Consider the following 25,662-nt stretch of genomic DNA (forward strand, 5'->3'; position numbering starts at 1 on the left):
AGTGCTTCCTCCCTCGGGGACACATCTCGCCTCCTCTCCTTTTTTCTTCCTTCCCCCCCCCCCCCCCCCCCCCCCCCCGCTCCTACAGGCAGGCGGGTCAATACCCTTCAAACTGCGGCGGGCGTTTGTCGATAAAGGCCTGCATACCTTCCTTCTGATCGCGCGAGGCGAACAGCAGGGCATTGGCCTTGCGCTCCAGGGCCAGGCCCGCTTCCAGCGGCGCATCCATGCCGGCGAGAATCACTTCCTTGATCTGTTCGGCAGCCAGCGCTGGCATGGCGGCGATTACTTCGGCCAGCTCCAGGGCTTTGCGCTGCACCTGATCGTCGTCCACCAGGTCGCTGACCAGCCCGGCCACCCAGGCTTCTTCGGCACTGATCGGTTGCCCGGTGAGGGCCATGCGCATGGCTTTGACCTTACCCACCGCCCGCACCAGGCGCTGGGTACCGCCGATGCCGGGCATGATGCCGATGCGGATTTCCGGCTGACAAAAGCGCGCACCACGACCGGCGACAATCAGGTCGGCAAGCATCGCCAGCTCGCAGCCACCGCCATAGGCATAGCCGCACACGGCGGCAATCACCGGCTTGGGGCAGTGCTGGATCGGTGCCCAGAGTCGTTCGGTATGGCGCTTGTAGATGTCGATGGGGCCGACACCGGCCATGCTGTTGATGTCGCCACCGGCGGCAAACACCTTGTCGCCACCGGTGAGCAGGATGCAACGCACCTCGGGGTCGTGCGCCAACGCGGTGAAGTGCGTCGACAGCAGCGCCTGCAGTTCCAGGCTCAGGGCGTTGGTGGCCTGGGGACGGTTCAGACGCAGCAAGGCGACGCCGGGCAACGGGTGTTCGAGCAATACAGGTGGTGCGGTTGAAACGTCCATGGGCATCCTCGTGCGCGTAAACCGATGCGCCCCAGTGTCATGAGCCGGCGGGTGCAATTCATCGTCCGTTCAGACGACGAACGCCACCAGCCTTGTCCCTAGAGTGAGCCTTGTCATAAGAACAAGGAACACGACATGGGACAGCACGCGGGGTTGGATTTCAGCGGCAAAGTGGTGCTCGTCACGGGCGGCACCAAGGGCATCGGTGCGGGGATCGCCAGCGCGTTTCTCGCTGCCGGTGCCCAGGTGATCGTGTGTGCCCGGCACGCACCACTGGAGCTGCCGGCACAGGGCAATAACAGCGCGGCGTTCATCCCGGTGGACCTGCGCGACAACGATTCGTTGCAGGCAATGTTCGACAGCATCGGCCGTGACTATGGCCGCCTCGATGTGCTGGTCAACAACGCCGGTGGCAGCCCTCGGGCACCGGCTGCCGAAGCCTCGCCGCGCTTCCACGAGAGCATCATCCGCCTCAATCTGATCGCTCCCTTCAATGTCGCCCAACAGGCCAACCGGCTGATGCAGGCCCAGGCCGCAGGCGGTTGCATCCTGTTCATCGGTAGCATCAGTGCCCTGCGTTCCTCGCCAGGCACTGCCGCCTACGGTGCGGCCAAGGCCGGGGTGTTGGCGTTGGTGCAGTCACTGGCGGTGGAGTGGGCGCCGAAGGTGCGGGTGGTGGCGGTCAGTCCCGGTCTGGTGCTGACCGAACAGGCGCACCTGCACTACGGCAGCGACGCCGGTATTGCCGCGGTCAGCGCGGGCATTCCGGCCGGGCGCATGGCCGTGGCCGAAGACATCGCCAATGCCTGCCTGTACATGGCCTCGCCACTGGCCGCCTATGCCAGTGGTTGCAACCTGCTGCTGCACGGCGGCGGTGAACGTCCGGCTTTTCTCGACGCGGCCCAGGTGCTGCCGACCTGATCGACCCCGGCAGCGCCGGCATGCTGGTCGCTGCCCTCACTTAGCAGGAGACGACTGTGGCAGATCCACAATTGCTGTCCAATGTGAGCGCCCTGGTGGGGCGCCAATACGGGCGGGTGTATGCCTGGGATGCGGTGAACGCGCCAATGATCCGCCAGTGGTGCGAGATCATGGGCGTCGACAACCCGCTCTACACCGATCCCGCCGCCGCCCTCGAAAGCGTTCACGAGGGGCTGATCGCACCGCCGGCGATGCTGCAGGTGTGGACCCTGGAGGGTTTCCACGCCAACAACTATCCGCCCGGTTCCACCGACGAAAACCCCTACGAGGTGCTCAAGCTGTTCGAGCAGTACGGCTATAACGCGGTGGTGGCGGTGAACTCCGAGCTGAGCTTTACCCGGCCGTTGCGCCTGGGCGAAAAGCTCTACTACACCACACGCCTGGAGTCGGTCGGCGAGGAGAAAACCACCGGGCTGGGTACCGGTTTCTTCGTCACCCTGGTGATGAGCCACTTTGTCGAGAAAGCGGGTGGCGACGAGCCGGTGGGTGAACTGTTGTTCCGGGTGTTCAAGTTCCGTCCGGCGGCGCAGGCGCCAGTAGCGCCGGCCAGCGAGGCGCCGGTGGTGGCCAAGCGGCCGTTACCGGGGATCAGCGACGACACCCGGTTTTTCTGGGACGGCTGCGCTCAGGGTCAGTTGCTGATCCAGCGCTGCACCGCCTGTTCGACTTTGCGCCACCCACCGGCACCGGTGTGCATCAAGTGCCACAGCTTTGACTGGGACAGCGTCCAGGCCAGTGGCCGCGGCAGCCTGTATTCCTTTGTGGTCATGCATTACCCGGTGGTGGCGCCGTTCGAGCATCCCAACCCCATCGGCCTGATCGAACTGGAGGAGGGCGTACGTCTGATCGCCGGGTTGGTCGGGGTCGAACCTGGCCAGCTGCAGATTGGCCAGCGTCTGCACGTGGAATTCCAGACCTTCGATGAACAACTGACCCTGCCGCTGTTCCGCCTGGCCAAGGGCGAGGAGGCGACATGGACTTCGAACTGAGTGAAGACCAGCGCGCCATCGCCGAGATGGCCGACAGCCTGTTTGCCGATCATTGCGACGACGATGCCCTGCGCAAATGGGACAGCAGCGGCGAAACAATGATGAACGACCTCTGGGGCCTGTGCGTGGAGACCGGGTTGCATGCCCTGGCGATTCCCGAGCAGGCCGGTGGCAGCGACCTGGGCATGACCGAGCTGATGCTGGTGCTCCAGGCCCAGGGCCGCAGCCTGGCTCAGGTGCCGCTGTGGCGGCATCAACTGGCGGCCGCGACCCTGGCGCATTTTGCCTTGGGCAATGCCGCGAGCTGGGCGGAACGGGCGGCCTCGGCCGAGGTGATGTTGACCCTGTCAGTCGACGCCCGTGCCAGCGCCTGCGGTATCGAACTGCACGCTCAGCCTTGCGAGGGTGGCTGGCTGCTCAATGGCCGGGTAACCGCGCTCGCCTTCGGCCAGCAGGCCCAGGCAGCGCTGCTGCTAGTCGAAGCCGAGGGGCAACCACGGTTGGCGCTGCTGGACTTGAACGCAGCACAGATCCGCCGTGTGCCCGGTGTACTCAGCCACGGCGAGCCGGTCACCGAGGTCGAGGTCGAAGGCCTGCGTATCAGCGCCGAGCAACTGTTGCCCGGGCCTGCGCTGGACTGGTTGGAGCCTCGCGCCCAGGCGGCACTGGCTGCCCTGCAACTGGGCATCAGCGCCGAGCAGATCCGCCGCACCGTGGCCTACGTCAGCGAACGCGAGCAGTTCGGGCGGCCGGTCGGCACCTTTCAAGCCGTGCAGATGAGCATGGCCGACGCCCATATCCACCTTGAGACCCTGCGCAGCAGCCTCTGGCAACTGTGCTACCGGCTCGATGCCGGTCTCGGAGCAAGTGCCGAAGCGCTGGCCACGGCCTACCTGGCCTGCGAGGCCGGACACCGCATCGGCCACAACGCGCAACACGTGCACGGCGGTATCGGCGTCGACCTGACGTATCCGATTCACCGCTTTCTCTACTGGAGCCGCGCCCTGGGCCTTGCCCTGGGGGGATCGGCAGCAAGCCTGGAACGCCTTGGCGACTGGCTGGGCGATAACGACACGCTGGGATGGAAATATGACCTCGAAGAACACCATGCGCTTTGACGACGTGCACCCCGGCGACGCGCTGCCGGAGCTGGTGATCCCGATCACCGTGGGCCTGATTGCCGGGGGCGCGATTGCCACCCGCGACTACTTTCCCGGTCACCACGACCTGGAGGCAGCCAAGGCCCTGGGTTCGCCGCACATCTTCATGAACATCCTCACCACCAACGGCCTGGTCCAGCGTTTTATCGAGGGCTGGGCCGGACCGCTGGCGCAGTTCGTGTCGCTGAAGATCAAGCTGGGGACGCCGAACTACCCCGGTGACAGCATGACCTTCAGTGGCAGCGTAACCCGGCAGGACCCGGCCACCCGCACGGTGGAAGTGACCTTGAGCGGCAAGAATTCCATGGGTAATCACGTGACCGGCACGGTCGCGCTGATCCTGCCCTGACAGGCGGAGACATAAAGATGACCGATTCATCGATAAGCGGGCGCGCCGCCATTGTCGGCCTGGGCGCCACCGAATTTTCCAAGAACTCCGGGCGCACCGAACTGCGCCTGGCCCTCGAGGCGACCTTGAGCGCGCTCAAGGATGCCGGTATCGATCCGTCCGAGGTCGAGGGCTTTAGCTCTTACTCGGTGGACAAGGTGCCAGAGTACGAGATCGCCCGGTTGCTCGGCTGCAAGGACGTCAAGTTCTTCTCCCAGGTGCCGCATGGTGGCGGTGCGGCCTGCGGGCCGGTGATGCACGCGGCAATGGCGGTGGCCACCGGTGTGGCCAAGGTAGTGGTGGTCTACCGGGCCATGAACGAGCGCTCCTGGTACCGCTTCGGCACCGGCAGCTATGGCTTTGCTTCGACGCCGATCTTCGAGAACGTCAATTACGGCTGGTACATGCCCCACGGCTTTCACACGCCAGCGGCCTGGGTCGGCATGTTCGCCCAGCGCTACATGCACACCTACGGCGCCACCTCCGAGGATTTCGGCCGGGTGGCGGTAGCGGTGCGCGACTTTGCCGCGACCAATCCGGCAGCGTTTTTCTACGAAAAGCCGATCACCCTCGAAGAGCACCAGGCGTCGCGCTGGATCTGCGAGCCGCTGCACTTGCTCGACTGCTGCCAGGAGTCCGACGGCGCGGTGGCCATGGTTATCACCTCGGCCGAACGTGCCCGCGACCTGGCGCAGAAACCGGTGATCATCAAGGCCGGCTCCCAGGGCATCACCGATGGCCAGCAGATCATGACCTCGTTCTACCGCGACGACATCACCGGCCTGCCGGAGATGGGCGTGGTCGCCCGTGAGCTGTATCGCCAATCCCGGCTTGGCCCCGAAGACCTGCAGACGGCGGTGATCTACGACCACTTCACACCCTTCGTGCTGCCGCAACTGGAGGAATTCGGCTTCGCCCGACGTGGCGAGGCCAAGGATTTCATCCGTGCCGGCGAGCATGCCCGTGGCGGCAAACTGCCAATCAACACCCACGGCGGGCAGTTGGGTGAAGCCTATATCCACGGCATGAACGGCGTCGCCGAAGCGGTGCGCCAGGTGCGTGGCACGGCGGTCAACCAGGTGGCCGATGTGCACAACGTGCTGGTAACCGCCGGTACCGGCGTGCCCACCAGCGGCCTGATTCTCGGCGCAGCCTAAGGAGCCGCTCATGTTCGTCGATCTCACTCCCGAGCAACACAAGTTGCGCCAGCAGGTGCGCGACTACTTCCAGGCACTGATGACCCCGCAACTGCGCGAGCAGCTGCGCGGCCAGGAAGGCGGCGAACTGTTTCGCCAGACCGTGCGCCAGATGGGCCGCGACGGCTGGCTGGCAGTGGGCTGGCCGAAGGTGCATGGTGGCCAGGGCTATGCCGCCACCGAGCAGTTGATCTTTTTCGAAGAGGCCAACATTGCCGGGGCGCCATTGCCGTTCGTGACCATCAGTACCGTCGGCCCGGCGCTGATCGCCCATGGTAGCGCGGCACAGAAGGAGCGCTTTCTGCCCGGTATCGCCGCCGGTGAAATCATGTTCGCCATCGGCTACTCCGAGCCCGGTGCCGGCAGCGACCTGGCGGTGCTCAAGACCACGGCGCGGCCAGAAGCGGATCACTTCGTGGTCAATGGCAACAAGCTGTTCACTTCCGGTGCCGAGTCGGCCGACTACATCTGGCTGGCGGCGCGCACCGACCCGACCCAGGCGCGGCACAAGGGCGTGTCGATCCTGATCCTCGACACCCAGCTGCCAGGGTTCTCCACCACCTTGATCCCGACCACCAGCAATCCGACCTCGGCCACCTACTACGACAACGTTCACGTGCCACGCGACATGCTGGTGGGGGAACTGCACGGCGGCTGGAAGCTGATCACCGCGCAGCTCAACCACGAACGCCTGGGCCTGGGCTCCTGGTCGGACAAGATTGCCGGGCTGTTCCGACGCGTCTATCTGTGGGCCCGCAGCCGCGACGAACAGGGCCGGCGGGCGATGGACAAGACCTGGGTACGTACCTCCCTGGCCGAGTGCTATGCGCGCCTGGAAGCCATGCGCCTGATCAACTTCCGTATTGCCGCTGACCTTGAGCACGATCGCATGGACGTCGCCCTGGCCTCGACCACCAAGGTCTATGGCTCGGAATCGGCCATCGAGATCCTCCGTCGCCTGGCCGCCATCGTCGGTGCCAACGGTGCGCTGCGCAGCGGTTCGGCAGCGGCCTTGCTGCATGGCGATCTGGAATACGAAGTACGCGCCTCGGTGACGGTGACCTTCGGCGGCGGCACCAATGAGATCCAGCGCGAACTGATTGCCCAGTTCGGTCTGGGCATGCCGCGTCCGCAGCGTTAGCACTGCTACCCGCAATCGAACAATAACAAGGGTCAAATCTATGAGCTCCATCGAGCAATTCAGGCACGACACCCGGGCTTGGCTTGAGGCCAATTGCCCGCCATCGATGCGTACCGCCATGGGCGAGGGCGATGTGGTCTGGGGCGCGCAACAGCCGCAGTTTCCCAGCAGCGACGCCCAGCTGTGGTTCGAACGCATGCGCGACAAACGCTGGTTCTGCCCCGAGTGGCCGCAGGAATACGGCGGCGCCGGGCTGAGCGCCGAGCAACTGGCCGTGCTGGAAGGCGAAATGCGCCGGCTCAAGTGCCGCCCGCCGCAAATCAACCTCGGCGTGTGGATGCTCGGCCCGCTGCTGCTGGAGTTCGGCAGCGAGGAGCAGAAGCGCAGCCTGTTGCCGCCGATGGCCCGTGGCGAGGTGCGCTGGTGCCAGGGCTTTTCCGAGCCTAACGCCGGTTCCGACCTGGCCAGCCTGAAGATGAGCGCCCGCGATGGCGGTGATCACTTCATCGTCGATGGCAGCAAAATCTGGACCTCCTATGGTGACAAGTCCGACTGGATGTATGCGCTGGTGCGCACCGATCCGGCCGCAGCCAAGCACGAAGGTATCAGCCTGATCGTGCTGGACATGCGCAGCCCCGGGGTAAACCCGGTGCCCATCGACCTGATCAGCGGCAAGTCGGCGTTCTGTCAGGTGTTCTTCGACGCTGTGAAAGTGCCGAAAAGCCAGTTGGTGGGGCCACTGCACGGTGGCTGGAACCTGGCCAAGCGCCTGTTGCAGCACGAACGCAAGGCGATGTCCAAGTTCGGCGAAATCAGCCTGCCATCGCATGTCGACCTGCTGGGCTTGTTGCAGCAGTACCTGCCGCAGCCACATGGCCAGGGCGAGCAGGTGCTGCACGGCCGCGCCGTGGCCTGCGCGATGAACGAACGTGCCTACGACCTCACCGTACAGCGCATGGGCCAGGCGGCTCAGATCGGCGACGACATCAGCGGCTTGATGGCGATCATGAAGCTGGTGCACACCGAACAGGAACGCGACAAGTTCGAAGTGCTGCTCGACCTTATGGGCGGCCACGCCATGGGCTGGCACAACGAGGCCGGCAACGACCCGCAACTGGCCATTACCCGCGGCTGGCTCAACAGCTATGCCCTGACCATTTCCGGTGGTGCCTCGGAGGTCCAGCTCAATGTGATTGCCAAGCGCGTGCTTGGCCTGCCCGACGCGAAGAAAGGAGTAACGCCATGAACCTGGTTTACAGCGACGAGCAGCGCCTGCTGGCTGACAGTGCACGGGACTTTCTTGCCGCCCGTAGCCCGGTCAGTGCCCAGCGCCGGCTGCGTGACGAAGGCAGCCGCACGGGTTTCGACGCACAGTTGTGGCGTGATGCGGTGGCACTGGGCTGGAGCGCGATTCCGTTTCCTGAGCAACTGGGTGGGCTGGATTTCGGCTGCATGGGCCTGGGGCCGATCTTCGAATCCATCGGCCGCAACCTGGCGGCCACGCCGTTGCTGTCCAGCGTGGTGCTTGGCGGTTCGCTGCTGCACCTGGCGGGCACGCCCGCACAGCAGGATCGCTGGCTGGCGCCGCTGATTGCCGGTGACCTGCGCCTGGCCCTGGCCCTCGACGAGCAGGCCCGCCACGCGCCGCAAGGTACGGCGCTGGAGGCGCGCCCCGAGGCGGACGGTTATTGCCTGCAGGGTGACAAGTATTGGGTGCTCGATGGCCTCGGTGCCGATGCCTACCTGGTAGCGGCGCGGGTCGCAGGATTGGCCGGGGACGAGCAGGGCATCAGCCTGTTCCTGCTCCCGGCCGATACGCCGGGGCTGCAGTGCAGCGCCTTGCCGTTGATCGATGCACGCAACTGCGCACGCTTGCGCCTGGAGCAGGTGCGCGTCGGCCGCGAAGCGTTAGTCGGTCAGGCCGGCGCAGGCTGGGCCAGTCTCGATATGGCCCTGGACCGGGGCCGCGCTTGCCTGGCGGCAGAACTAATGGGCGCTGCCGAGCAGTTGTTCGAAACCACCCTGGAGTACCTCAAGACCCGCGTCCAGTTTGACACCCCGATCGGCAGCTTCCAGGCCCTGCAGCACCGTGCCGCGCAGCTCTATGTCGACCTGGCGCTGAGCCGCAGCGCAGTCATGGCGGCGCTGGCGGCACTCGACGACAGCAGCCTGGACGCCAGCGCGCGCGGCAAGCTGGTCAGCCTGGCCAAGTGGAAAGCCGGCGATACCGCACTCAAGGTCAGTAATGAAGCGGTGCAGATGCACGGCGGCATTGGTGTCACCGACGAACTGGACGTGGGCCTGTATCTGAAGCGGGTGCGGGTGGCTCAAGCCTCGCTGGGCGACCGCGATTTTCATTGCGAGCGCTATGCGGCCCTGAGCAAGGCCTGCGCCTGAACGGAGAACGATATGACCGAACAACGTTGGCACAGTGCCTGGGCACAGTTGATCGCGCCGGGCTCACCCTTTGAAGTAGTCACCCCGGCTGACGGCAGCCCACGCTATTTTCGCCATACTGCGGCAAACCTTCTACAGGCCATCGACGCCGGACGGGTGCACGGTGACCGTGAGTTTCTGGTCTGGCAGGACCAGCGTTTGACCTTCGCCCAGTACTTCGACCAGGTAGACCGCCTGGCCGGGCAACTGAGCACCGCTTTCAACCTGCAACCCGGTGAGCGGGTGGCGATTGCCATGCGCAACCAGCCGGCCTGGTTGGTGGCCTTTGCTGCGATCCAGCGCTGCGGCGCCGTGTGTGTGCCGCTGAACAGCTGGGGCCTGCGCGACGAGCTGCTGCACGGTCTGCAGGACAGCGGCGCCGGTTTGCTGCTGTGCGACGATGCGCGCTTGCAGGTGCTGGCCGAGGACCTGGCTGGTCTCAGCCTGACGACCATCGTCGTCGGTAGCGAGCCTGAGCAACCCCTGGCCACGCATTGTCATCGCTACGAGGCGCTGCTGGCCGCGGCGCCTTCAGCGCTGCCTGCGGTGGAGCTGGACGCGGATGCCCCGGCGCTGATCCTGTACACCTCGGGCACCACCAGCCGGGCCAAAGGCGTGCTGTCCAGCCACCGGGCGATCTGCCAGGCACTGACTGCGCTGGAGTTCCAGGGTGCGTTCTGCGCCATGAGTTCGCCTGAGCGCATCGGTGCGGTGATCAATAGCGGTTTCGCTCCGACCACCTTGATGGCCGTGCCGCTGTTTCATGTCAGTGGCCTGCACGCGCAGTTTCTGCTGGCCCTGCGCGGCGGCAGGCGCCTGGTGCTGATGTACAAATGGGACGTGGAGCAGGCCCTGAACCTGATTCAGGACGAGAGCTGCACCCAGTTCAATGGCGCGCCGGTGATGATGCAGCAGCTGTTGGCCTCGCCGCAGTTTGGCGGGCCGCAGACCGCCAGCTTGTTTGGCTTGGGCCTGGGCGGTAGCGCATCGTCCAGCACCTTGCTGGCCAGCATGATCGAACGCAAGCCCGACGCCATTGGTGGCGCCGGCTACGGCCTGACCGAAAGCAACGGCATCGGTGCGGCCATCGGCGGCGACCAGTTTGTCTACAAACCGTCCAGTTGCGGCTGGCCCTTGCCGATCGTCGATGTGCGCATTGGCGATGATCCGCAGCAGCCATTGCCGAACGGCGCTAGCGGGCTGATCTGGCTGCGCTCGCCGACCCTGATGAGCGGCTACTGGAACCTGCCCGAGGAGAGCGCTGCGACCTTGCGCGATGGCTGGCTCGATACCGGTGACACCGGCTACCTCGATGAAGACGGCTTTTTGTGCATCAGCGGCCGGGTCAAGGACCTGATCAACCGTGGCGGAGAAAAGATCTCCGCGGCCGAAATCGAAGCCTGTGTCGGTGAGATGCCGGGGGTGGAGGAGGCCGCCGCTTTTGCCGTACCCGATCCACACCTGGGCGAGGCCGTAGCCCTGGCCATTCGCGCGGTCGGGCGGGTTGATGCTGCGGCGATCCGGGCCTATATCGGCGAGCGTCTGGCGGCCTACAAGGTGCCGACGCAGGTGTACCTGCACGGCGAACCGTTGCCACGCAACGCCACCGGCAAAGTGATCAAGAGCGCGCTGCAGAAATCTGTCGCGATCCAGGATTTTTAGTCTTTCCGGACGATGAATAGCCCGCCAGAACGCGAAGAATGGGCGTAACCCGAAAGCCTTATCAGCGAAGGAGGCAATACATGAAAATAACAACAACAGGTGTCGTGCTCGCGGCCACGATGGTGGTCAATACCGGTCTGATCGGCAGTGCAGCGGCCCAGGTGTCGCCCCAGGAAGCGGACAAACTGGGCAAGGAGCTGACTTGTGTCGGCGCCGAAAAAGCCGGCAACGCCGCAGGGACCATCCCGGCCTACACCGGCAAGTACCTTGGTGAGGTGCCAGGCTGGAACCATGTGCGATTCTCCGGTGACCAGCCGGTGGACCCTTACGCTGCGGAACAGCCGATCCTGGTGATCACCGCACAGAACATGGCCCAGTATGATGCGCACCTGACCGACGGGCAGAAAGCCCTGCTCAAGAAGTACCCCAGCAGCTACAAGATGAACATCTACCCCGGCCATCGCGATTTTCGTTACCCCGACTACGTCTGTGACCGCGCCAAGAGCAACGCCCTCAATGCCAAGCTGGTCAACGACGGGCTGGGCATCCAGGGTCTGGGGCAAGTGCCGTTCCCGATTCCGCAAAATGGCATGGAAGTGCTGTGGAACCACCAGTTGCCGGCGCGAGCCTACACCGAAGAGAAAATCAGCGACCTGGCCTCGGTGCTGCCCAATGGCAGTATCGGTTGGGGCCGTGCCCACGCACGCAATCTGTCCCAGGCTAACTCGCCGACGGTCGAGCCCAAGACCGAAGACAAGATCCAGGCCATGAGCTACAACACCACACTCAAGCCTGCCCGTGACAACGGCGTGATCAGCATCTCCCACGAACCCTACAACTTCGCCACCGATGCCCGCCAGGCCTGGAATTACAGCCCCTCCACCCGCCGCGTGCGCCAGTTGCCCGGCTATGGTTACGATCAACCGATGATCGGCACCAACGGCACCATGATTGTCGACGAAGACCGCCTGTTCAACGGCGGGCCGGAGCGCTACACCTGGAAGCTGATCGGCAAGCGCGAAATCTACAGCCCGGCCAACGCCTTCAAGGCCAATGCCGCCAACGTCAAATACGCCGAACTGCTGACGCCCAACCATCCCAATCCCGAGTACATGCGTTATGAACTGCGGCGGGTGTGGGTGGTGGAAGCTGACCTGAAAGAGGGCTATCGCCATGTGTATGGCAAGCGCGTGCTGTTCATCGATGAAGACACCTGGAACGCGGTGATGGCCGACAACTACGATGCCCGTGGGCAGCTGTGGAAGCACGCGATGATCAACTACTACTACCACCCGGACATGAGTGGCTGGCAGGCCGGGTCGCAGTTCTTCATGGACCTGAACTCCGGGCAGTACACCGGCTACGGCATGACCAACGAGGCGAAGAAGGGGCCGATCCTCAACGAGGCGAAGTTCACCCCGGACATGTACACCTCGGATGCGGCGCGGGCGATCGGCCGCTAACAAGCAACCTGCTGCAACAGCAACAAAGGCTCACATATCCCTCGGCCGTATCGGGCCGGGTGATTGTGGGCCTTTTCGTTTAGGCTGTGAGCTGGTTTCTGCATTCATTCAAGGATGCCCATGAGCTCCCCGCGTTCGGCAGGCCTGGACCTGGTCAAGTGGCTGGCGATGGCCAGTATGGTCATCGATCACTTGCGCTTTCTCTGGCCGGCGGCTGAATGGCTGTTTGTCATCGGCCGTTTTGCCTTTCCGCTGTTCTGTCTGGCGATTGCCGCCAACGTCGCGCGCGCGGTGGTGGGGCAGGCATTTACCGCTGCCAATGGTCGGTACCTGGGCTGGATGCTGGCGTTCTGTGTGTTGTCAGAGTGGCCCTATCACGCGCTGGATGTTGGCACCCGGACGTTCAGCATCATGCCGACCCTGAGCTTGGGGTTGCTGTTGGCGTGGGGTGTTCATCATCAGCAGCGCTGGGTGGCCATTGGCGTGCTGCTGGTGGCGTTGCTGGCCAGCGATGTGCTGATGTATGGATGGCCGGGGGTGATGTTGCCGGCGGCGTTTTTGCTGGCATTGCGTGGGGGCAGGGGAACCTGGCTTGTGCCGGGGTTTGTTGCGCTGGCGGCGAATCTGACCAATGTCTGGCTGCAGGTGAACTCGGCGGAGCCGGTTACCTTGATGGCGCTGGCGGCGGCGTTGTTGTCGGCACCGTTGGGGATCGCTGTTTTGCGCGGGGAGCATCGGGTTGAGGTCTGGCGGGTGGGGCGCTGGGGGTATTGGTTTTACCCGTTGCACCTGTTGGTGATCAAGCTACTGGCCCGGTAGACATTGACCTCTGTGCCAGCTGACACTGGCTATCACATCTGTAGGAGCGGATTTACCGGAGCGCCGGACCGCCGCGATGGACTGCGCAGCAGGCCCATTTTTGGGGCCGCTACGCGCCCCATCGCGGATAAATCCGCTCCTACACTTTGGTGTGCGTTAGCTCATGCAGGGGCTGTAGCTGCTAGCGCTTTAGCAGTTGTTGGCTGTTTGAGCTGTTGCCGATAAGCCGGCAACGCCAGCACCAGAAAGATCGCCGCCAACACCAGCATCGATACCGATGCTGCCAATGCATAGCGCAACGATTCCGCCCCCAACGTCGGCAGGAAGAAGTCACTCAGCACACCGATCAGCAACGGGCCGACGCCGACCCCGAGCAAGGTCATCGACATGACGAAGATCGCGGTGGCCTGGGCCAGACGGGTGGCGGGGAAGAGGTGGGTGATGGCGCCCAGGCAGGGCGTCGCCCACCACACGCCAAAGAAGGCGAACACGCTGTAGAACATGAACGCTGTCGGTACGTCGATGCCGCCGACCTGGAAGGCGGTGCCTTGCGGCCAGAGGAAGTAGGCGAGGGCAAACGGGATGCTGATCAGCGTGCCCAGCAACGGCACGCCGATCTGCCAGCCGGCATCGCGACGGGCCAGGCGGTCGGTGACCATGCCGCAGGCCAGGGTGCCCAGGGCGGCGCCGCTACCGCCGACTACGCCGACCAGAAAGCCGGCCTGTTGCATGTTCAAGCCATGGGAGCGAATCAGAAAACTCGGGCTCCAGGTGCCGATGGCGTAACCGGCAATCGCTGCCGCGCCGCCTGTCAGTACCAGCCACAGGAAGGAAGGGGTTTGCAGCAGGTCCTGCAAGGTCTTCAGCCAGCCGTCCTGTTGCGCTGCCACCAGGTGGGCAGGCAGTGGCGCGATTTTCGGTGAGCGTACGGTGAACAGCAACAACAGGCCGAGGAAGATGCCCGGCGCGCCAATCAGCAAAAAGGCCAGGCGCCAGCCATGGTGCTGGGCGATCCAGCCACCCAGGCCCAGGCCAACCACCGCGCCCAGGCTTGAGCCAAGCATCAGTACAGCCAGGGCTGTAGAGCGGCGCCGTGCGGGGTACAGGTCGGAGACCATGGCCACCGACGGCGCCGTGCCGCCAGCTTCGCCCACCGCGACTCCAATGCGCGCCAGTACCAACATCAGGAAGCTGCCGGCCAGGCCGCAGAACATGGTCATCAGGCTCCAGGCGATGCAGCTCAGGGCAATCACCGGCTTGCGTCCGATACGGTCGGACAGGCGCCCCAGAGGGAAGCCGAACAAGGTGTAGAAGACCGCGAAGGTCACCCCGGACAGCAGGCCGATGCCGGTGTCGGAAATGCCGAACTCGAGCTTCACCGGCTCGATCAGGATCGCCATCAACTGGCGGTCGATGTAGTTGAAGACATAGATCGCGGCAAGCACGAACAACGCGTAGTGCGTGCGCCATGTAACAGGGGTCGAGGTGTTCACAGCGGGTGCTCCCGGTCTTGTTCTAGTCGGCTGATCGTCGGGGGTTGTGCAGGCTATTTCATCGTCCGTTCAGACCAGTTCTGACGACCTGCAGGCAGTCGCAAAATCTAGTCTCGACGGACGATGTTTCGCGTCAGCTCCAGGTCAATCATTCGACCCATCTTCGGCGTTACGCGAATCCCTGCCGCCGTGCAGCGCGATTCTGCCACGGCCGGAAATTTCCAAGAAGTGAAGGAGCTGACATGAGCATCTTGTTCGAGCCGCTGCGTCTGGGCGACCTGCAACTGGCCAACCGCATTGTCATGGCACCGATGACCCGCAGCCGTGCCGGTAGCGACGCCGTGCCCGCTGCCGAGATGGTCGATTACTACCGCCAGCGCGCCAGCGCCGGGCTGATCGTTGCCGAAGGTACCGCGCCGTCAGCCAACGGCTTGGGCTATTGCCGCACGCCAGCGATCTACAGCGCCGCACAAATCGCGGCCTGGCGGCGGGTGACGGCTGCGGTGCACCAGCGCGGTGGGCGCATCGTGCTGCAGCTGATGCATGTCGGCCGCGCCGCCAGCCATCACAACAAGCCGCAAGGCGCGGTAAGCGTGGCACCTTCGGCACTGCGCGCACAGACCCGCTTGTTCACCGATGCCGCAGGCATGGTCGACACCGATGAACCCCAGGCCCTGACCCTGGAGGGTATCAACAGGGTGATCGGCGAGTACCGCCAGGCGGCGATCAATGCCCGCGAAGCCGGCTTCGATGGCGTTGAATTGCATTGCACCAGCGGTTACCTGCCGATGCAGTTCATGGCCTCGGGCAGCAACCAGCGTGCGGACGCCTATGGCGGCAGCGCAGACAACCGGGTGCGCTTCGCCAAGGACGTGCTCGAAGCCATGGCCGCAGCCATCGGCGCAGGCCGGGTCGGATACCGGCAGTGCCCGGGCAACACCTATAACGATATCGAGGACGCCGATCCGGCCGCCACCGCCCAGGCCCTGTGCGCGGCGGTCGCGCCGCTGGGCCTGGCGTACCTGCACATCATGCGCTCGCCCGTCAGCGGCCTTGACGCGTTTGCCCTGGCGCGCGAGCACAGCGACAGCAGACTGATCCTCAATGACGGCTTCGACGGCCTGTCGGCGCAGGCGGCGCTGGCAGCGGGTGAGGGCGATGCGGTGTCGTTCGGTCGGCATTTCATCGCCAATCCGGATCTGGTCGAGCGCCTGCAACGTGGTTTGCCGCTGGCCGCCTTCGACCGTCATACCCTCTACACCCCGGGTGCACGGGGTTATTCCGACTATCCCGCCTACCAGGCCGACACCCTGGAGGTGACGCCATGACTTCGGTGCAACGCATGAACCTGGCGATCACCACGCCGGTACCCCGTGAGCAGACCCAGGCGCTACTCGACCGCCGCGCCGCCGCCAGTGCGCAGATCAAACCGCGCGACCTCTATACCCTGGCTGACCGCCTGGAAGATCAGGTCCGTGAGCATGGTCAACGACCGTTTCTGATCTATTCCGGGCAATCGCTGAGCTACGCCCAGGTGGATGCCCGGGCCAACCAGATGGCCCACACCTTTTATGCCAAGGGCCTGCGCGCCGGTGATGTATGTGGGCTGCTGATGGAAAACCGCCCGGACTTTTTCTGCACCTGGTTCGGCCTGGTCAAGCTCGGTGTCGTGGTCGCCTTCATCAACACCCAGGTCACCGGCAAGGCATTGCTGCATGCCCTGCAAACCACGGCGGCCAAGTCTGTCGTTGTCGGTGAGGAATGCCTGGCCAACCTGCAGGCCACTGATGACCTGCCATCGCTGTCCTACTGGTTGCTGCCCGATCCCGAGAAGCCCTGGAGCGGCGCACTGCCCAGGGGCGTTGACGCTCACTTCGCCACGCGCCTGCACAGTGCTCCGGCCAGCACCTTCCCTCGGGAAATGCGCGCGGACATCGAGGCCCAGGCAACCACTTTGCTGATTTTCACTTCCGGCACTACCGGGCTGCCCAAAGCCGCGCGCTACAGTCATATGCGCTGGATGTCCTCCGGCGATGTGATGCAGGTGACCCTGCCGGCCAGCTGCGAAGACGTGTTCTATTGCTGCCTGCCGCTGTACCACGGCGCCGCAGCCACTTCGGTAACCTCCACGGCGCTGCGTGCCGGTGCCAGTATCGTGGTGCGGCGCAAGTTCAGCGTGCGCGAGTTCTGGAAGGATGTACGCGAGCACCACATCAGCGTGTTCCAGTACATCGGTGAAATCTGCCGCTACCTGCTCAACCAGCCGGTGCAGGACGGCGAGCGCACCCACAGCCTGCGCTGCATGCTCGGTGCCGGCTTGACCCCCGAGTCGTGGCAGCGCTGGGTCGAGCGCTTCGGGCCGGTGCAGATTTTCGAGGGCTGGGGCTCCACCGAGTCGAATGCCAACCTGATCAATGTCGACAACTACCCGGGCTCCTGTGGCCGGGTACCCGACTGGAGCCGCACCAACCTGCGCCTGGTGCGCTATGACATCGAGAACGACTGCCACCCACGCGACGACCACGGCTTCTATCAACTCTGTGAAGTCGGTGAAGTGGGCGAGGCCATGGGTTTTATCATCGATCACCCGGACATCGGTGGCGGGCGCTTCGAGGGCTATACCTCGGCGCAGGCCAGCGAGAGCAAGATCCGCCGCAACGTACTGCGTGAAGGCGATGCCTACTGGAGCTCCGGTGACCTGCTGCGCCAGGACGCCGATGGCTACTGCTACTTTGTCGACCGCATCGGCGACACCTTCCGCTGGAAGAGCGAAAACGTCTCGACCCAGGAAGTGGCCGACGCCCTCGGTGATCTGCCGGGGCTTGAGCTGATCAACATCTATGGCGTACAGGTGCCGGGGCATGAAGGCCGCGCCGGTATGGCCGCGGTGTTGATGCAAAGCGGGCAGGGCTTCGATCCCGAGGCCTTTTATGCCCTCACTGACCGCTGCCTGCCGCGCTATGCGGCGCCGGTGTTCGTGCGGGTCAGTGCCGCCGCCGACCTGACCAGCACCTTCAAGCTGCGCAAAGTCGATCTGCAGCGCCAGGGCTACTGCCCGCAGGCGTGCCAGGACCCGCTGTTCATTCGCGACGACCAGGCGCGCACCTATCAGCCGTACTCGGCGGCGGCGCTGCAACGCGCCGGCTTGCAACCCTTTGCAGGTACTCAGCATGACTGATCTGAAGCTTGACGGCGCTGAAGTGCGCGATGGCCTGCGCTACCCCTGGCCGCAGCCTCCGGCCAGCGGCGAGGTGTGCGAGGTGGCCCCTGGAGTGTTCTGGCTGCGCATGCCGCTGCCGTTTCGCCTCGACCACATCAACCTGTACCTGCTGCAACACGAGCAGGGCTGGGTGGTGGTCGATACCGGCATGAACACCGCGCAGACCTTCGAGGTGTGGAAGCGCGTGCTGGCCGAGGTGTGCCACGGGCAGCCGGTGCTGGCGGTGATCTGCACGCACTTTCACAGTGACCATGCCGGCGTTGCCGCCTGGCTTACCGAGCGTTTTCACTGCCCGTTGTACATGACGATTGGCGAGTTTCACAGCCTGCATGTGCAGGTGCCGGACGATCAGCCGCCAGCCTGGGCGTTTGTCGACTTCTACCGCAAGGCCGGGTTCAGCGACGAACAGGCCGGCGAGTATTTCGCCGCCATCCAGAACAAGCACTTTCACCCGTTGCCCTGCACCGGCTTTCGCCGCCTGCGTCAGGACAGCCAGCTGCACATCGGTGGCCGTTGCTGGCGTGTGCACATCGGCAGCGGTCATTCGCCCGAACACGCCTGCCTGTACGCCGCCGAAGACGGCCTGTTGATTTCCGGCGACCAGGTGCTGCCACGCATCACTTCTACAGTCGGGGTCCAGGCCACCGAGCCCGAGGCCGATCCGTTGCGTGACTGGCTGGACTCCATCGAGCGCCTGCGGGCACTGCCGGATGACGTGCTGGTGCTGCCTGCTCACGAACGACCGTTTTTCAACCTGCACCAGCGCCTCGACCAACTGCAGGCCCATCACCAAGGGCACCTGGCGCGAATGCTCGACAGCTGTAACGAGCCGCGTAGCGCGCTCGAACTGATGGCGGTGTTGTTTCCCAGGTTGTTAGGGCGTTTCGACGAGCTGATGGCATTGGGCGAAACCTTGGCGCATGCCAATTACCTCATGGCCGAAGGCGCTCTGCTGCGCGAGGAACACGGGGGGCTGCTGCGTTATCGGCAGGCCCCGGCGGGGGCGCTGGCGCCCGACCCGCAGCGGGTGTTCTGAGCAAGCCGGCGTCGCAACCATGTTGAACAGTCCAGGCGGCCTTGCGGTTGCCCTTCAGGAGAGTCAGTGTGAATTACAAGAACAACAATAACTGTACTGGCCTTGGTGCACACGGTGTCCAGGCCGCGGGCCTGGCGGTGGCCGTGGCATTGGCGGCAACACCTGCGTGGTCGGGGGAAACCATCGAGTTCGACAGCGGGGCGACCCTCGACTGGTCGGTGACCACCAGCTATGGCCTGGGTGTGCGTCTGGGTAAACCCAGCGACCGCTTGATGACCGTCAACGCCGACGATGCCAACCGCAACTTCAACCAGGGCGCGTTGACCACCAACCGCATTGGCGCGCTGGGGGAGATGATTCTGCGCCAGGACAACTATGGTGCCGTGGTCCGCGCCAGTACCTTCTACGATGACGTCTACCACAAGGACAACGACAACGACTCGCCGCAAACGGTGAACAAGGACGGGCGCAACGACGAGTTCACCAGCCGCACCCGTTACTACAGCGGTGGCCGCACGCGGTTGCTCGACGCCTATGTGTTCGGCGGCTGGCGTTTCGACAACGACACCATGCTCGATGCCAAGGCCGGGCGGCATATCGAGTCCTGGGGGGAAAGCCTGTACTACCCGGGGGTCAACGGCGTACAGAATCCGTCCGATGCGGTCAAGGCCGCCCAGCCCGGGGTCGAGGTCAAGGAGATACTGCTGCCGGTAGGGCAGTTCTCCGCTTCGTACCGGATCAACCCGCAGATCACCTTCGGCGCCTACGTGCAGTACGAGTGGAAGGGCACCGAACTGCCGCCGGTGGGCAGCTACCTGTCCGGTAGCGACGTGGTTGGTCCGGGCCGCGAGTTTATCCGCACCGCCACCGGCACCGTGCCCTATCGGGGTACCGACGAGCCGCGTGATGACGGGCAGTGGGGCGTGCAAGTGCGCTACCGCCCGGTGCCGGCCATCGAGCTGGCGTTGTTTCACGTCAACTACCACGACAAGAACCCGGCCACCGCCCTGGTCGGCTATAACCCGGTTCCCCTCGGTAACGGTCAGTTCGCCTTTGCCACCAACGGTTACCGCATCCAGTACTTCGAAGACATCAAACTCACCGGCCTGAGCCTCTCGACCAAGCTCGGCGACACCCAGATCGGTGCCGAATGGTCGTACCGCGATGGCGCGCCGATCATGGTCAATACCGGCCTCGGCCCGGTGCCGGCCAAGGGCAAGGGCCAGCAGATGCAACTGTCGGCGATGCGCATCCTCGGCGACCGGCCCTGGGCCAGCCAGACCACGCTGACCGCTGAAATCATCCATGTCCGTGCCGACAGCGTCGACTCGGCTTCGGCCGCCCCCAACCTGCAAGGCGTCAACCTGCTGCCGTCGCTCGGGGCACTGGTAGGAGAATCCGATGACTACACCTACAAAAGCAGTAGCGCCTGGCGCAGCAAAGACTCCAGCGCTTACACCGTCGGTGCCTCGTTCAGTTATCCGGGGGTTTTCCAGGGCTGGGATCTGGAGGTGCCGGTGCGCTTCTCCAACGTGTTCAGTGGCTCGACACCCATGGCCGGCAGTATCGCCGGGGTGCAGGGCGACCGACGCTACAGCGTCGGCACCACCTTCAAATACCTGAGCAACCTGGAAGTAGCGCTGACGGTGATCGGCTACCTGGGTTCGCCGGACCCGGTCAAACGGCCGCTGGCCGACCGTGACTACGCCACGTTCTCGATGAAATACACCTTCTGACGTTACTCATCCCGGTGGGAGCGGGCTTGTCCCGCGATGCGATGTGACTGACACCGCCGCAATCGTGGGGCAAGCCCACTCCCACCGGCTTTCTATTCAAACTGTTGTGACCGTCTAAGCAGGGGGATCCATGGGACTCAAAGGACACGCCGCCATCGTCGGCAGCGCACAATACAAACCGGAAAAATACGCCACTGCACCACGCATGTTTCACCTCGAACAGGTCGCCGACCTGGCCGCCCAGGCCCTGCGTGATGCCGGGCTGCGTGCCGAAGATATCGACGGCCTGGTGATCAACGGCCCGCAGTTTCACGAAGCCTCGGTGTTCGTACCAGCGATGGCCGCCGAATACCTCGGTCTGCAGCTCAACTTCGCCGAAGTGGTGGACCTGGGGGGCTGCACCGGGGTGGGCATGGTCTGGCGCGCGGCGGCAGCCATCGAGCTGGGCCTGTGTCAGGCGGTGCTCTGTGTGCTGCCGGCACGCATGGCGCCACTGGGGCCGGACGAAGACCCGAGCTGGATGGCGCGGGCCATGCGCTTTGGCGGGCACAGTACCGCCTACGGCGCACCGGAGGCGGAGTTCGACCTGCCGTACGGACACATGGGCCAGAACACCGGCTACGCGATGATTGCCCAGCGCTACGCCGCGCAGTACGGCTACGACCCGCGGGCGATGGCCAAGATCGCCGTCGACCAGCGTACCAACGCCCAGGCCAACGACCAGGCGATGTTCTTCGGCCAGCCGCTGACCATCGAGCAAGTACTGGCCAGCAAGAAAGTCGCCGACCCGCTGCATGTGCTGGAGATCGTCATGCCGGTCGCTGGCGGCGCGGCGCTGATCATTACCTCGCGGGAAGTGGCGGCGCGCACGCGCAAGCGTCCGGCGTTCATCACAGGTTTCGGCGAGCACCTGGCATTCAAGTCGCCGTCCTACGCCAAGGACATGCTCAACACCCCGATCGGCCCGGCTTCGCAGCGCGCTTTCGGCATGGCCGGGCTGTCGCCGCGGGACATGCACGCGGCGCAGATCTACGACTGCTACACCATCACCGCCTTGTTGACTCTGGAAGACGCAGGCTTCTGCGCCAAGGGCGAGGGCATGGCCTTTGTCCGAGAGCACGACCTGACCTGGCGCGGCGACTTCCCGATGAACACCCACGGTGGCCAGCTCAGTTTCGGCCAGGCGGGTTCGGCCGGGGGCATTTCGCAAGTGATCGAAGCGGTCACGCAGATTGCCGGCACAGCCGGTGAACGCCAGCTTTCGCGCTGCGACAACGTCTACGTCTCCGGCACCGGTGGCGTGATGAGTGAGCAGGGCGCATTGATTCTCCAGGGAGCCTGACGACTATGTCGAACAACAAACCGATGCCGCTGGCCACCGAGATTTCCGCCCCGTTCTGGGAAGGACTCAGGGCCCGCAACCTGCTGATCCAGCAGTGCAATGCCTGTAGCCAGTGGATTTTCTATCCGCGCCGGCATTGCCCGGCGTGCCTGGCCCACGACCTGAGCTGGCGCGCCGTGAACGGCGGCGCGACGCTGTACAGCTACACCGTGACGCGCATCGCCACCTTGCCTGATTTTGCCGACGAGATGCCGCAGAAACTCGCGGTGGTGGAGCTGGATGAAGGGGTGCGGATCAACACCAACCTGGTGGGCCTGGGCGAAGATGAAATCCACATCGGCATGCGCCTGCAGCCGGTGTTTGCCGAAGTTGATGGCAAGGGTAACCGCCTGCTGCGTTTCACCGGGGTGGACAAGGAAGCCGCGGCCCTGGAGCTGATGACCGTGGCGGACAGCCCCCCCAACGCGACGCCATCGACGGCACGGCAAATTGCCTTCGACGATGGTGAAGCCCTGCAAGCACTGGTCAGTGAGCAGTTCTGTGACTGGAGCAACAGCGTCGTGGTCGATCAGGCGCTGATTGACGCCTTCGCGCAGCTGTCGGGCGACGACTACTGGATTCATACCGACCCGCAGAAGGCCCGCTTGCAGAGCCCGTTCGGCGGCACCATCGCCCACGGTGCACTGGTACAGGTGCTGCAGTCGCGGATGAAACTGAACCTGGGCTTCGAGATCAGCGGTTTCTCCACGCAGATCAACTACGGCTCCGACCGCCTGCGCTTTCCGGCGCCGGTCCCGGCCGGCGCACGGATTCATGCGCGGGCGCGGGTCAAGGCGGTCCAGGTGCAACCGCGTGGGACCCAGCTGACCCTGGAGTTGCATACCCACGTGCTGGGCCAGGAACGGCCCTCGGTGATCAATGACCTGGTGATCCTGTACCAGGCCTGAGATTGCCTCACGGCGCGCCGTGCCCGGCACCCACCCTTTAGGGTTATGGTCGGCGCCGCCGAATCACCTGATAGTAAGTCCATCGGCTCACCCTGAGCAGTCACACGACGGAGTTGCTATGCGCAAGGCACTGAAGGTGATGTGCAGTCTGTTGTTGGCGTCCACTGCCACGGCCACCCTGGCCGCGCAGGAGGACGCCAGCAACACCCTCAGGTTGTACAACTGGACGGACTACATCGGCGAAACCACCCTGGCCGATTTCGAGAAAGCCACGGGTATCAAGGTGATCTACGACACCTTCGATGGCTACGAAACCGTACAGACCAAACTGCTCACCGGCCGCTCCGGCTATGACCTGGTCATGCTCAACGCCTCCCTGGTGCCGCCGCTGATCAAGGCCGGGGTGTTCCAGGCCCTGGACAAACAGCAACTGCCGAGCTGGCACAACCTCGATGCGCAAGTGGTGCAGGCCCTGCAAGACTATGATCCGGGCCTGAAATACTCGGCGCCCTACACCTGGGGCAGTAACGGCGTGACTTACAACGTCGACAAGATCAAAGCGCGCATGCCCGATGCGCCGATCGGTTCGCTGGCCATGCTGTTCGACCCCAAGATCGTCTCGCGCTTTGCCGATTGCGGTGTGACCCTGATGGACGCGCCCACCGAGGTGATCCCGCTGGCGCTCAAATACCTGGGCAAAGACCCGCGCAGCGCCGCGCCTGCCGACCTCAAAGCCGTCGAAAAGCTGCTGCTGGACATCCGCCCCTACATCAAGAAATTCGACTCGGTGAACTACCTCACCAGCCTGCCTAATGGCGATGTGTGCATGGCGCTGACCTGGTCGGGTGACTACGCCATCGCCCAGGCCCGCGCCGAAGAAGCGAAAAAAGACATCAAGTTGTCGTTCTTCATCCCCAAGGAAGGCTCGTTGATCTGGTTCGACAACCTGTACCTGCCCAAGGATGCTCCGCACAGCGCCAACGCCCATCGTTTCGTCGAGTTTCTGTTGCAGCCGCAGACCATGGCCCAGGTGACCAACTACATCCGCTACGCCAACAGCAATGCCGCGGCCACGAGCCTGGTGCAGGCGGACATCCGCAACGATCCGGCGATCTATCCCGATGACGCCACCCGCGAACGGCTGTTTGCCCAGAAAACCCAGGATGCCCGCGATATGCGCGCCATCACCCGGGTCTGGAGCACGGTCAAGACCGGGTTCTGATCCACAAGTTCTGAGTCATCCCCATTCCCCTTGCCAAGGAACAGACCATGGCTACTTCAAACAACGCTGTCGCAACGCCTTTTGCTCACGACCCGCTGGTGGAAGCCGACAAGGCCCACTACATGCACGGTTATCACATGTTCGACGAACACCGCGAGCAGGGCGCGCTGAATATAGTAGCGGGAGAGGGCGCGTACATCCGTGACACCGAGGGCAACCGTTTTCTCGATGCCGTGGGTGGCATGTGGTGCACCAATATTGGCCTGGGCCGCGAGGAAATGGCCCTGGCCATCGCCGACCAGGTGCGCAAGCTGGCCTATTCCAATCCGTTCTCGGACATGGCCAACACCGTCGCCATCGAGTTGTGCGAAAAACTCGCCAAGCTGGCCCCGGGCGATCTCGACCACGTGTTCCTCACCACCGGTGGCTCGACCGCAGTGGACACCGCCTACCGGCTGATCCAGTACTACCAGAACTGCCGCGGCAAACCGCACAAGAAGCACGTTATTGCGCGCTTCAACGCCTACCACGGCTCGACCACCCTGACCATGTCGATCGGTAACAAGGCGGCCGACCGTGTACCCGAGTTCGACTATGCCAACGACCTCATCCACCACGTGTCCAATCCCAACCCGTACCGGGCCCCGGATGACATGGACGAGGCCGAGTTCCTCGACTTTCTGGTGGCCGAGTTCGAAGACAAGATCCTCTCCCTGGGCGCCGACAACGTCGCCGCGTTCTTTGCCGAGCCGATCATGGGCTCAGGTGGTGTGATCATCCCGCCCAAGGACTATTTCCTGCGTATGTGGCAGGTCTGCCAGACCTACGACATCCTCTTCGTCGCCGATGAGGTGGTGACCTCTTTCGGTCGCCTCGGCACCTTCTTTGCCAGCGAAGAACTGTTCGGCGTGCAACCGGACATCATCACCACCGCCAAAGGCCTGACCTCGGCCTACCTGCCGCTGGGTGCGTGCATCTTCTCGGAGCGGATCTGGAAGGTGATCGCTGAGCCAGGCAAGGGCCGCTGCTTTACTCACGGTTTTACCTACAGCGGTCACCCGGTGTGCTGCACGGCGGCGCTGAAGAACATCGAGATCATCGAGCGGGAGCATCTGCTGGAGCACGTCAAGGATGTCGGTGGCTACCTGGAGCAGCGTCTGCAAAGCCTGCGCGAGCTGCCGCTGGTGGGCGACGTACGCTGCATGAAGCTGATGGCCTGCGTCGAATTCGTCGCCGACAAACGCAGCAAGGCGTTGTTTGCCGATGCGGTGAACATTGGTGAACGCATCCACCGCCGCGCCCAGGACAAGGGCTTGCTGGTGCGGCCGATCATGCACCTGAACGTGATGTCGCCGCCGCTGATCATCACGCATGCCCAGGTCGACGAGATTGTCGAGACGCTGCGTCAGTGCATTGTCGAGACAGCCAACGAGCTGCGTCGCGAAGGCCTGTACAGCGGCACATGAGGGAAGCAGCCTCAGCGGTGGGAGCGGGGGGGGGGGGGAGGGGTGGGGGGTGGGGGGGGGGACCCCAGAAAGGGAAAAAAAC

General features: G+C 64.1%; 21 protein-coding genes. 19 read left to right on the forward strand and 2 right to left on the reverse strand.

The window, feature by feature from the left end; translation table 11 throughout:
• Positions 1 to 97 precede the first annotated feature (97 nt).
• A complete protein-coding gene (locus ACO6VD_RS19985; RefSeq protein ID WP_422421510.1) occupies positions 98 to 883 on the reverse strand; it encodes an enoyl-CoA hydratase in 786 nt (261 codons plus the stop codon).
• A gap of 135 nt (positions 884 to 1,018) precedes the next feature.
• Here ACO6VD_RS19985 and ACO6VD_RS19990 point away from each other — a divergent pair, with 135 nt between their 5' ends.
• The 11 genes from ACO6VD_RS19990 to ACO6VD_RS20040 all read left to right on the forward strand — a co-directional run bounded on the left by ACO6VD_RS19990 (position 1,019) and on the right by ACO6VD_RS20040 (position 13,118).
• On the forward strand, positions 1,019 to 1,804 hold the full coding sequence (locus ACO6VD_RS19990) for an SDR family oxidoreductase (RefSeq protein WP_422421512.1): 786 nt from the start codon (positions 1,019 to 1,021) through the stop codon (positions 1,802 to 1,804).
• Positions 1,805 to 1,860: 56 nt separating this feature from the next.
• Positions 1,861 to 2,853, forward strand: coding sequence for a bifunctional MaoC family dehydratase N-terminal/OB-fold nucleic acid binding domain-containing protein (locus ACO6VD_RS19995; RefSeq protein ID WP_422421513.1), 993 nt, complete (start codon positions 1,861 to 1,863; stop codon positions 2,851 to 2,853).
• Positions 2,838 to 3,971 (forward strand): acyl-CoA dehydrogenase family protein, encoded by a 1,134-nt coding sequence (locus tag ACO6VD_RS20000; RefSeq protein WP_422421515.1) that lies wholly within the window; start codon positions 2,838 to 2,840, stop codon positions 3,969 to 3,971. The genes ACO6VD_RS19995 and ACO6VD_RS20000 overlap by 16 nt, the downstream gene beginning before the upstream one ends.
• On the forward strand, positions 3,943 to 4,362 hold the full coding sequence (locus ACO6VD_RS20005) for a MaoC family dehydratase (protein WP_422421517.1): 420 nt from the start codon (positions 3,943 to 3,945) through the stop codon (positions 4,360 to 4,362). Before ACO6VD_RS20000 ends, ACO6VD_RS20005 begins: the two co-directional genes overlap by 29 nt.
• 17 nt (positions 4,363 to 4,379) lie before the next feature.
• Positions 4,380 to 5,558, forward strand: coding sequence for a lipid-transfer protein (locus ACO6VD_RS20010; protein WP_422421519.1), 1,179 nt, complete (start codon positions 4,380 to 4,382; stop codon positions 5,556 to 5,558).
• 10 nt (positions 5,559 to 5,568) lie between these two features.
• Positions 5,569 to 6,738, forward strand: a complete 1,170-nt coding sequence (locus ACO6VD_RS20015; protein ID WP_422421521.1) for an acyl-CoA dehydrogenase family protein — start codon at positions 5,569 to 5,571, stop codon at positions 6,736 to 6,738.
• Positions 6,739 to 6,778: 40 nt separating this feature from the next.
• Positions 6,779 to 7,984, forward strand: a complete 1,206-nt coding sequence (locus ACO6VD_RS20020; RefSeq protein ID WP_422421523.1) for an acyl-CoA dehydrogenase family protein — start codon at positions 6,779 to 6,781, stop codon at positions 7,982 to 7,984.
• On the forward strand, positions 7,981 to 9,135 hold the full coding sequence (locus ACO6VD_RS20025; RefSeq protein ID WP_422421525.1) for an acyl-CoA dehydrogenase family protein: 1,155 nt from the start codon (positions 7,981 to 7,983) through the stop codon (positions 9,133 to 9,135). The genes ACO6VD_RS20020 and ACO6VD_RS20025 overlap by 4 nt, the downstream gene beginning before the upstream one ends.
• A 12-nt stretch (positions 9,136 to 9,147) precedes the next feature.
• The gene (locus ACO6VD_RS20030) at positions 9,148 to 10,836 is read left to right on the forward strand and encodes a class I adenylate-forming enzyme family protein (RefSeq protein ID WP_422421527.1); all 1,689 of its coding nucleotides are present in this window, start codon (positions 9,148 to 9,150) and stop codon (positions 10,834 to 10,836) included.
• A gap of 80 nt (positions 10,837 to 10,916) precedes the next feature.
• Entirely contained in the window at positions 10,917 to 12,299 is a 1,383-nt protein-coding gene (locus ACO6VD_RS20035) for a DUF1329 domain-containing protein (RefSeq protein ID WP_422421528.1), read from the forward strand.
• Positions 12,300 to 12,419: 120 nt separating this feature from the next.
• Positions 12,420 to 13,118: a TraX family protein gene (locus ACO6VD_RS20040; RefSeq protein ID WP_422421530.1), complete on the forward strand. Its 699-nt coding sequence runs from the start codon at positions 12,420 to 12,422 to the stop codon at positions 13,116 to 13,118.
• A gap of 161 nt (positions 13,119 to 13,279) precedes the next feature.
• On the opposite strand, the gene ACO6VD_RS20045 is transcribed toward ACO6VD_RS20040, so the two are convergent.
• Complete coding sequence (locus ACO6VD_RS20045; protein ID WP_422421531.1) at positions 13,280 to 14,611, reverse strand: spinster family MFS transporter; 1,332 nt, start codon at positions 14,609 to 14,611, stop codon at positions 13,280 to 13,282.
• Positions 14,612 to 14,853: 242 nt separating this feature from the next.
• Between ACO6VD_RS20045 and ACO6VD_RS20050 the strand changes: the two genes are divergently transcribed.
• The 8 genes from ACO6VD_RS20050 to ACO6VD_RS20085 all read left to right on the forward strand — a co-directional run bounded on the left by ACO6VD_RS20050 (position 14,854) and on the right by ACO6VD_RS20085 (position 25,580).
• Positions 14,854 to 15,939, forward strand: a complete 1,086-nt coding sequence (locus ACO6VD_RS20050) for an alkene reductase (protein ID WP_422421533.1) — start codon at positions 14,854 to 14,856, stop codon at positions 15,937 to 15,939.
• Positions 15,936 to 17,789, forward strand: a complete 1,854-nt coding sequence (locus ACO6VD_RS20055) for a long-chain-acyl-CoA synthetase (RefSeq protein WP_422421535.1) — start codon at positions 15,936 to 15,938, stop codon at positions 17,787 to 17,789. The genes ACO6VD_RS20050 and ACO6VD_RS20055 overlap by 4 nt, the downstream gene beginning before the upstream one ends.
• Positions 17,782 to 18,867, forward strand: a complete 1,086-nt coding sequence (locus ACO6VD_RS20060) for an MBL fold metallo-hydrolase (protein WP_422421537.1) — start codon at positions 17,782 to 17,784, stop codon at positions 18,865 to 18,867. Before ACO6VD_RS20055 ends, ACO6VD_RS20060 begins: the two co-directional genes overlap by 8 nt.
• Positions 18,868 to 18,935: 68 nt before the next feature.
• Positions 18,936 to 20,603 carry a DUF1302 domain-containing protein gene (locus ACO6VD_RS20065; RefSeq protein ID WP_422421538.1) on the forward strand — a complete coding sequence of 556 codons (1,668 nt, stop codon included), beginning with the start codon at positions 18,936 to 18,938 and terminating at the stop codon, positions 20,601 to 20,603.
• A gap of 130 nt (positions 20,604 to 20,733) precedes the next feature.
• Positions 20,734 to 21,945: a thiolase family protein gene (locus tag ACO6VD_RS20070; RefSeq protein ID WP_422421540.1), complete on the forward strand. Its 1,212-nt coding sequence runs from the start codon at positions 20,734 to 20,736 to the stop codon at positions 21,943 to 21,945.
• A gap of 5 nt (positions 21,946 to 21,950) precedes the next feature.
• On the forward strand, positions 21,951 to 22,892 hold the full coding sequence (locus ACO6VD_RS20075) for an OB-fold domain-containing protein (protein WP_422421541.1): 942 nt from the start codon (positions 21,951 to 21,953) through the stop codon (positions 22,890 to 22,892).
• Positions 22,893 to 23,010: 118 nt separating this feature from the next.
• On the forward strand, positions 23,011 to 24,114 hold the full coding sequence (locus ACO6VD_RS20080) for a polyamine ABC transporter substrate-binding protein (protein WP_422421542.1): 1,104 nt from the start codon (positions 23,011 to 23,013) through the stop codon (positions 24,112 to 24,114).
• A gap of 47 nt (positions 24,115 to 24,161) precedes the next feature.
• Positions 24,162 to 25,580 (forward strand): aminotransferase, encoded by a 1,419-nt coding sequence (locus tag ACO6VD_RS20085; protein WP_422421544.1) that lies wholly within the window; start codon positions 24,162 to 24,164, stop codon positions 25,578 to 25,580.
• Positions 25,581 to 25,662 lie beyond the last annotated feature (82 nt).

The sequence above is a fragment of the Pseudomonas sp. GZD-222 genome (genome assembly GCF_049310525.1).
Classification (GTDB): domain Bacteria; phylum Pseudomonadota; class Gammaproteobacteria; order Pseudomonadales; family Pseudomonadaceae; genus Aquipseudomonas.

What these genes read in the sequence shown, in the direction of transcription:
- ACO6VD_RS19985 (WP_422421510.1), bottom strand. Translation starts at nt 883, where the DNA reads ATGGACGTTTCAACCGCACCACCTGTATTGCTCGAACACCCGTTGCCC.
- ACO6VD_RS19990 (WP_422421512.1), top strand. Translation starts at nt 1,019, where the DNA reads ATGGGACAGCACGCGGGGTTGGATTTCAGCGGCAAAGTGGTGCTCGTC.
- ACO6VD_RS20000 (WP_422421515.1), top strand. Translation starts at nt 2,838, where the DNA reads ATGGACTTCGAACTGAGTGAAGACCAGCGCGCCATCGCCGAGATGGCC.
- ACO6VD_RS20005 (WP_422421517.1), top strand. Translation starts at nt 3,943, where the DNA reads ATGACCTCGAAGAACACCATGCGCTTTGACGACGTGCACCCCGGCGAC.
- ACO6VD_RS20010 (WP_422421519.1), top strand. Translation starts at nt 4,380, where the DNA reads ATGACCGATTCATCGATAAGCGGGCGCGCCGCCATTGTCGGCCTGGGC.
- ACO6VD_RS20015 (WP_422421521.1), top strand. Translation starts at nt 5,569, where the DNA reads ATGTTCGTCGATCTCACTCCCGAGCAACACAAGTTGCGCCAGCAGGTG.
- ACO6VD_RS20020 (WP_422421523.1), top strand. Translation starts at nt 6,779, where the DNA reads ATGAGCTCCATCGAGCAATTCAGGCACGACACCCGGGCTTGGCTTGAG.
- ACO6VD_RS20025 (WP_422421525.1), top strand. Translation starts at nt 7,981, where the DNA reads ATGAACCTGGTTTACAGCGACGAGCAGCGCCTGCTGGCTGACAGTGCA.
- ACO6VD_RS20030 (WP_422421527.1), top strand. Translation starts at nt 9,148, where the DNA reads ATGACCGAACAACGTTGGCACAGTGCCTGGGCACAGTTGATCGCGCCG.
- ACO6VD_RS20035 (WP_422421528.1), top strand. Translation starts at nt 10,917, where the DNA reads ATGAAAATAACAACAACAGGTGTCGTGCTCGCGGCCACGATGGTGGTC.
- ACO6VD_RS20040 (WP_422421530.1), top strand. Translation starts at nt 12,420, where the DNA reads ATGAGCTCCCCGCGTTCGGCAGGCCTGGACCTGGTCAAGTGGCTGGCG.
- ACO6VD_RS20050 (WP_422421533.1), top strand. Translation starts at nt 14,854, where the DNA reads ATGAGCATCTTGTTCGAGCCGCTGCGTCTGGGCGACCTGCAACTGGCC.
- ACO6VD_RS20055 (WP_422421535.1), top strand. Translation starts at nt 15,936, where the DNA reads ATGACTTCGGTGCAACGCATGAACCTGGCGATCACCACGCCGGTACCC.
- ACO6VD_RS20060 (WP_422421537.1), top strand. Translation starts at nt 17,782, where the DNA reads ATGACTGATCTGAAGCTTGACGGCGCTGAAGTGCGCGATGGCCTGCGC.
- ACO6VD_RS20070 (WP_422421540.1), top strand. Translation starts at nt 20,734, where the DNA reads ATGGGACTCAAAGGACACGCCGCCATCGTCGGCAGCGCACAATACAAA.
- ACO6VD_RS20075 (WP_422421541.1), top strand. Translation starts at nt 21,951, where the DNA reads ATGTCGAACAACAAACCGATGCCGCTGGCCACCGAGATTTCCGCCCCG.
- ACO6VD_RS20080 (WP_422421542.1), top strand. Translation starts at nt 23,011, where the DNA reads ATGCGCAAGGCACTGAAGGTGATGTGCAGTCTGTTGTTGGCGTCCACT.
- ACO6VD_RS20085 (WP_422421544.1), top strand. Translation starts at nt 24,162, where the DNA reads ATGGCTACTTCAAACAACGCTGTCGCAACGCCTTTTGCTCACGACCCG.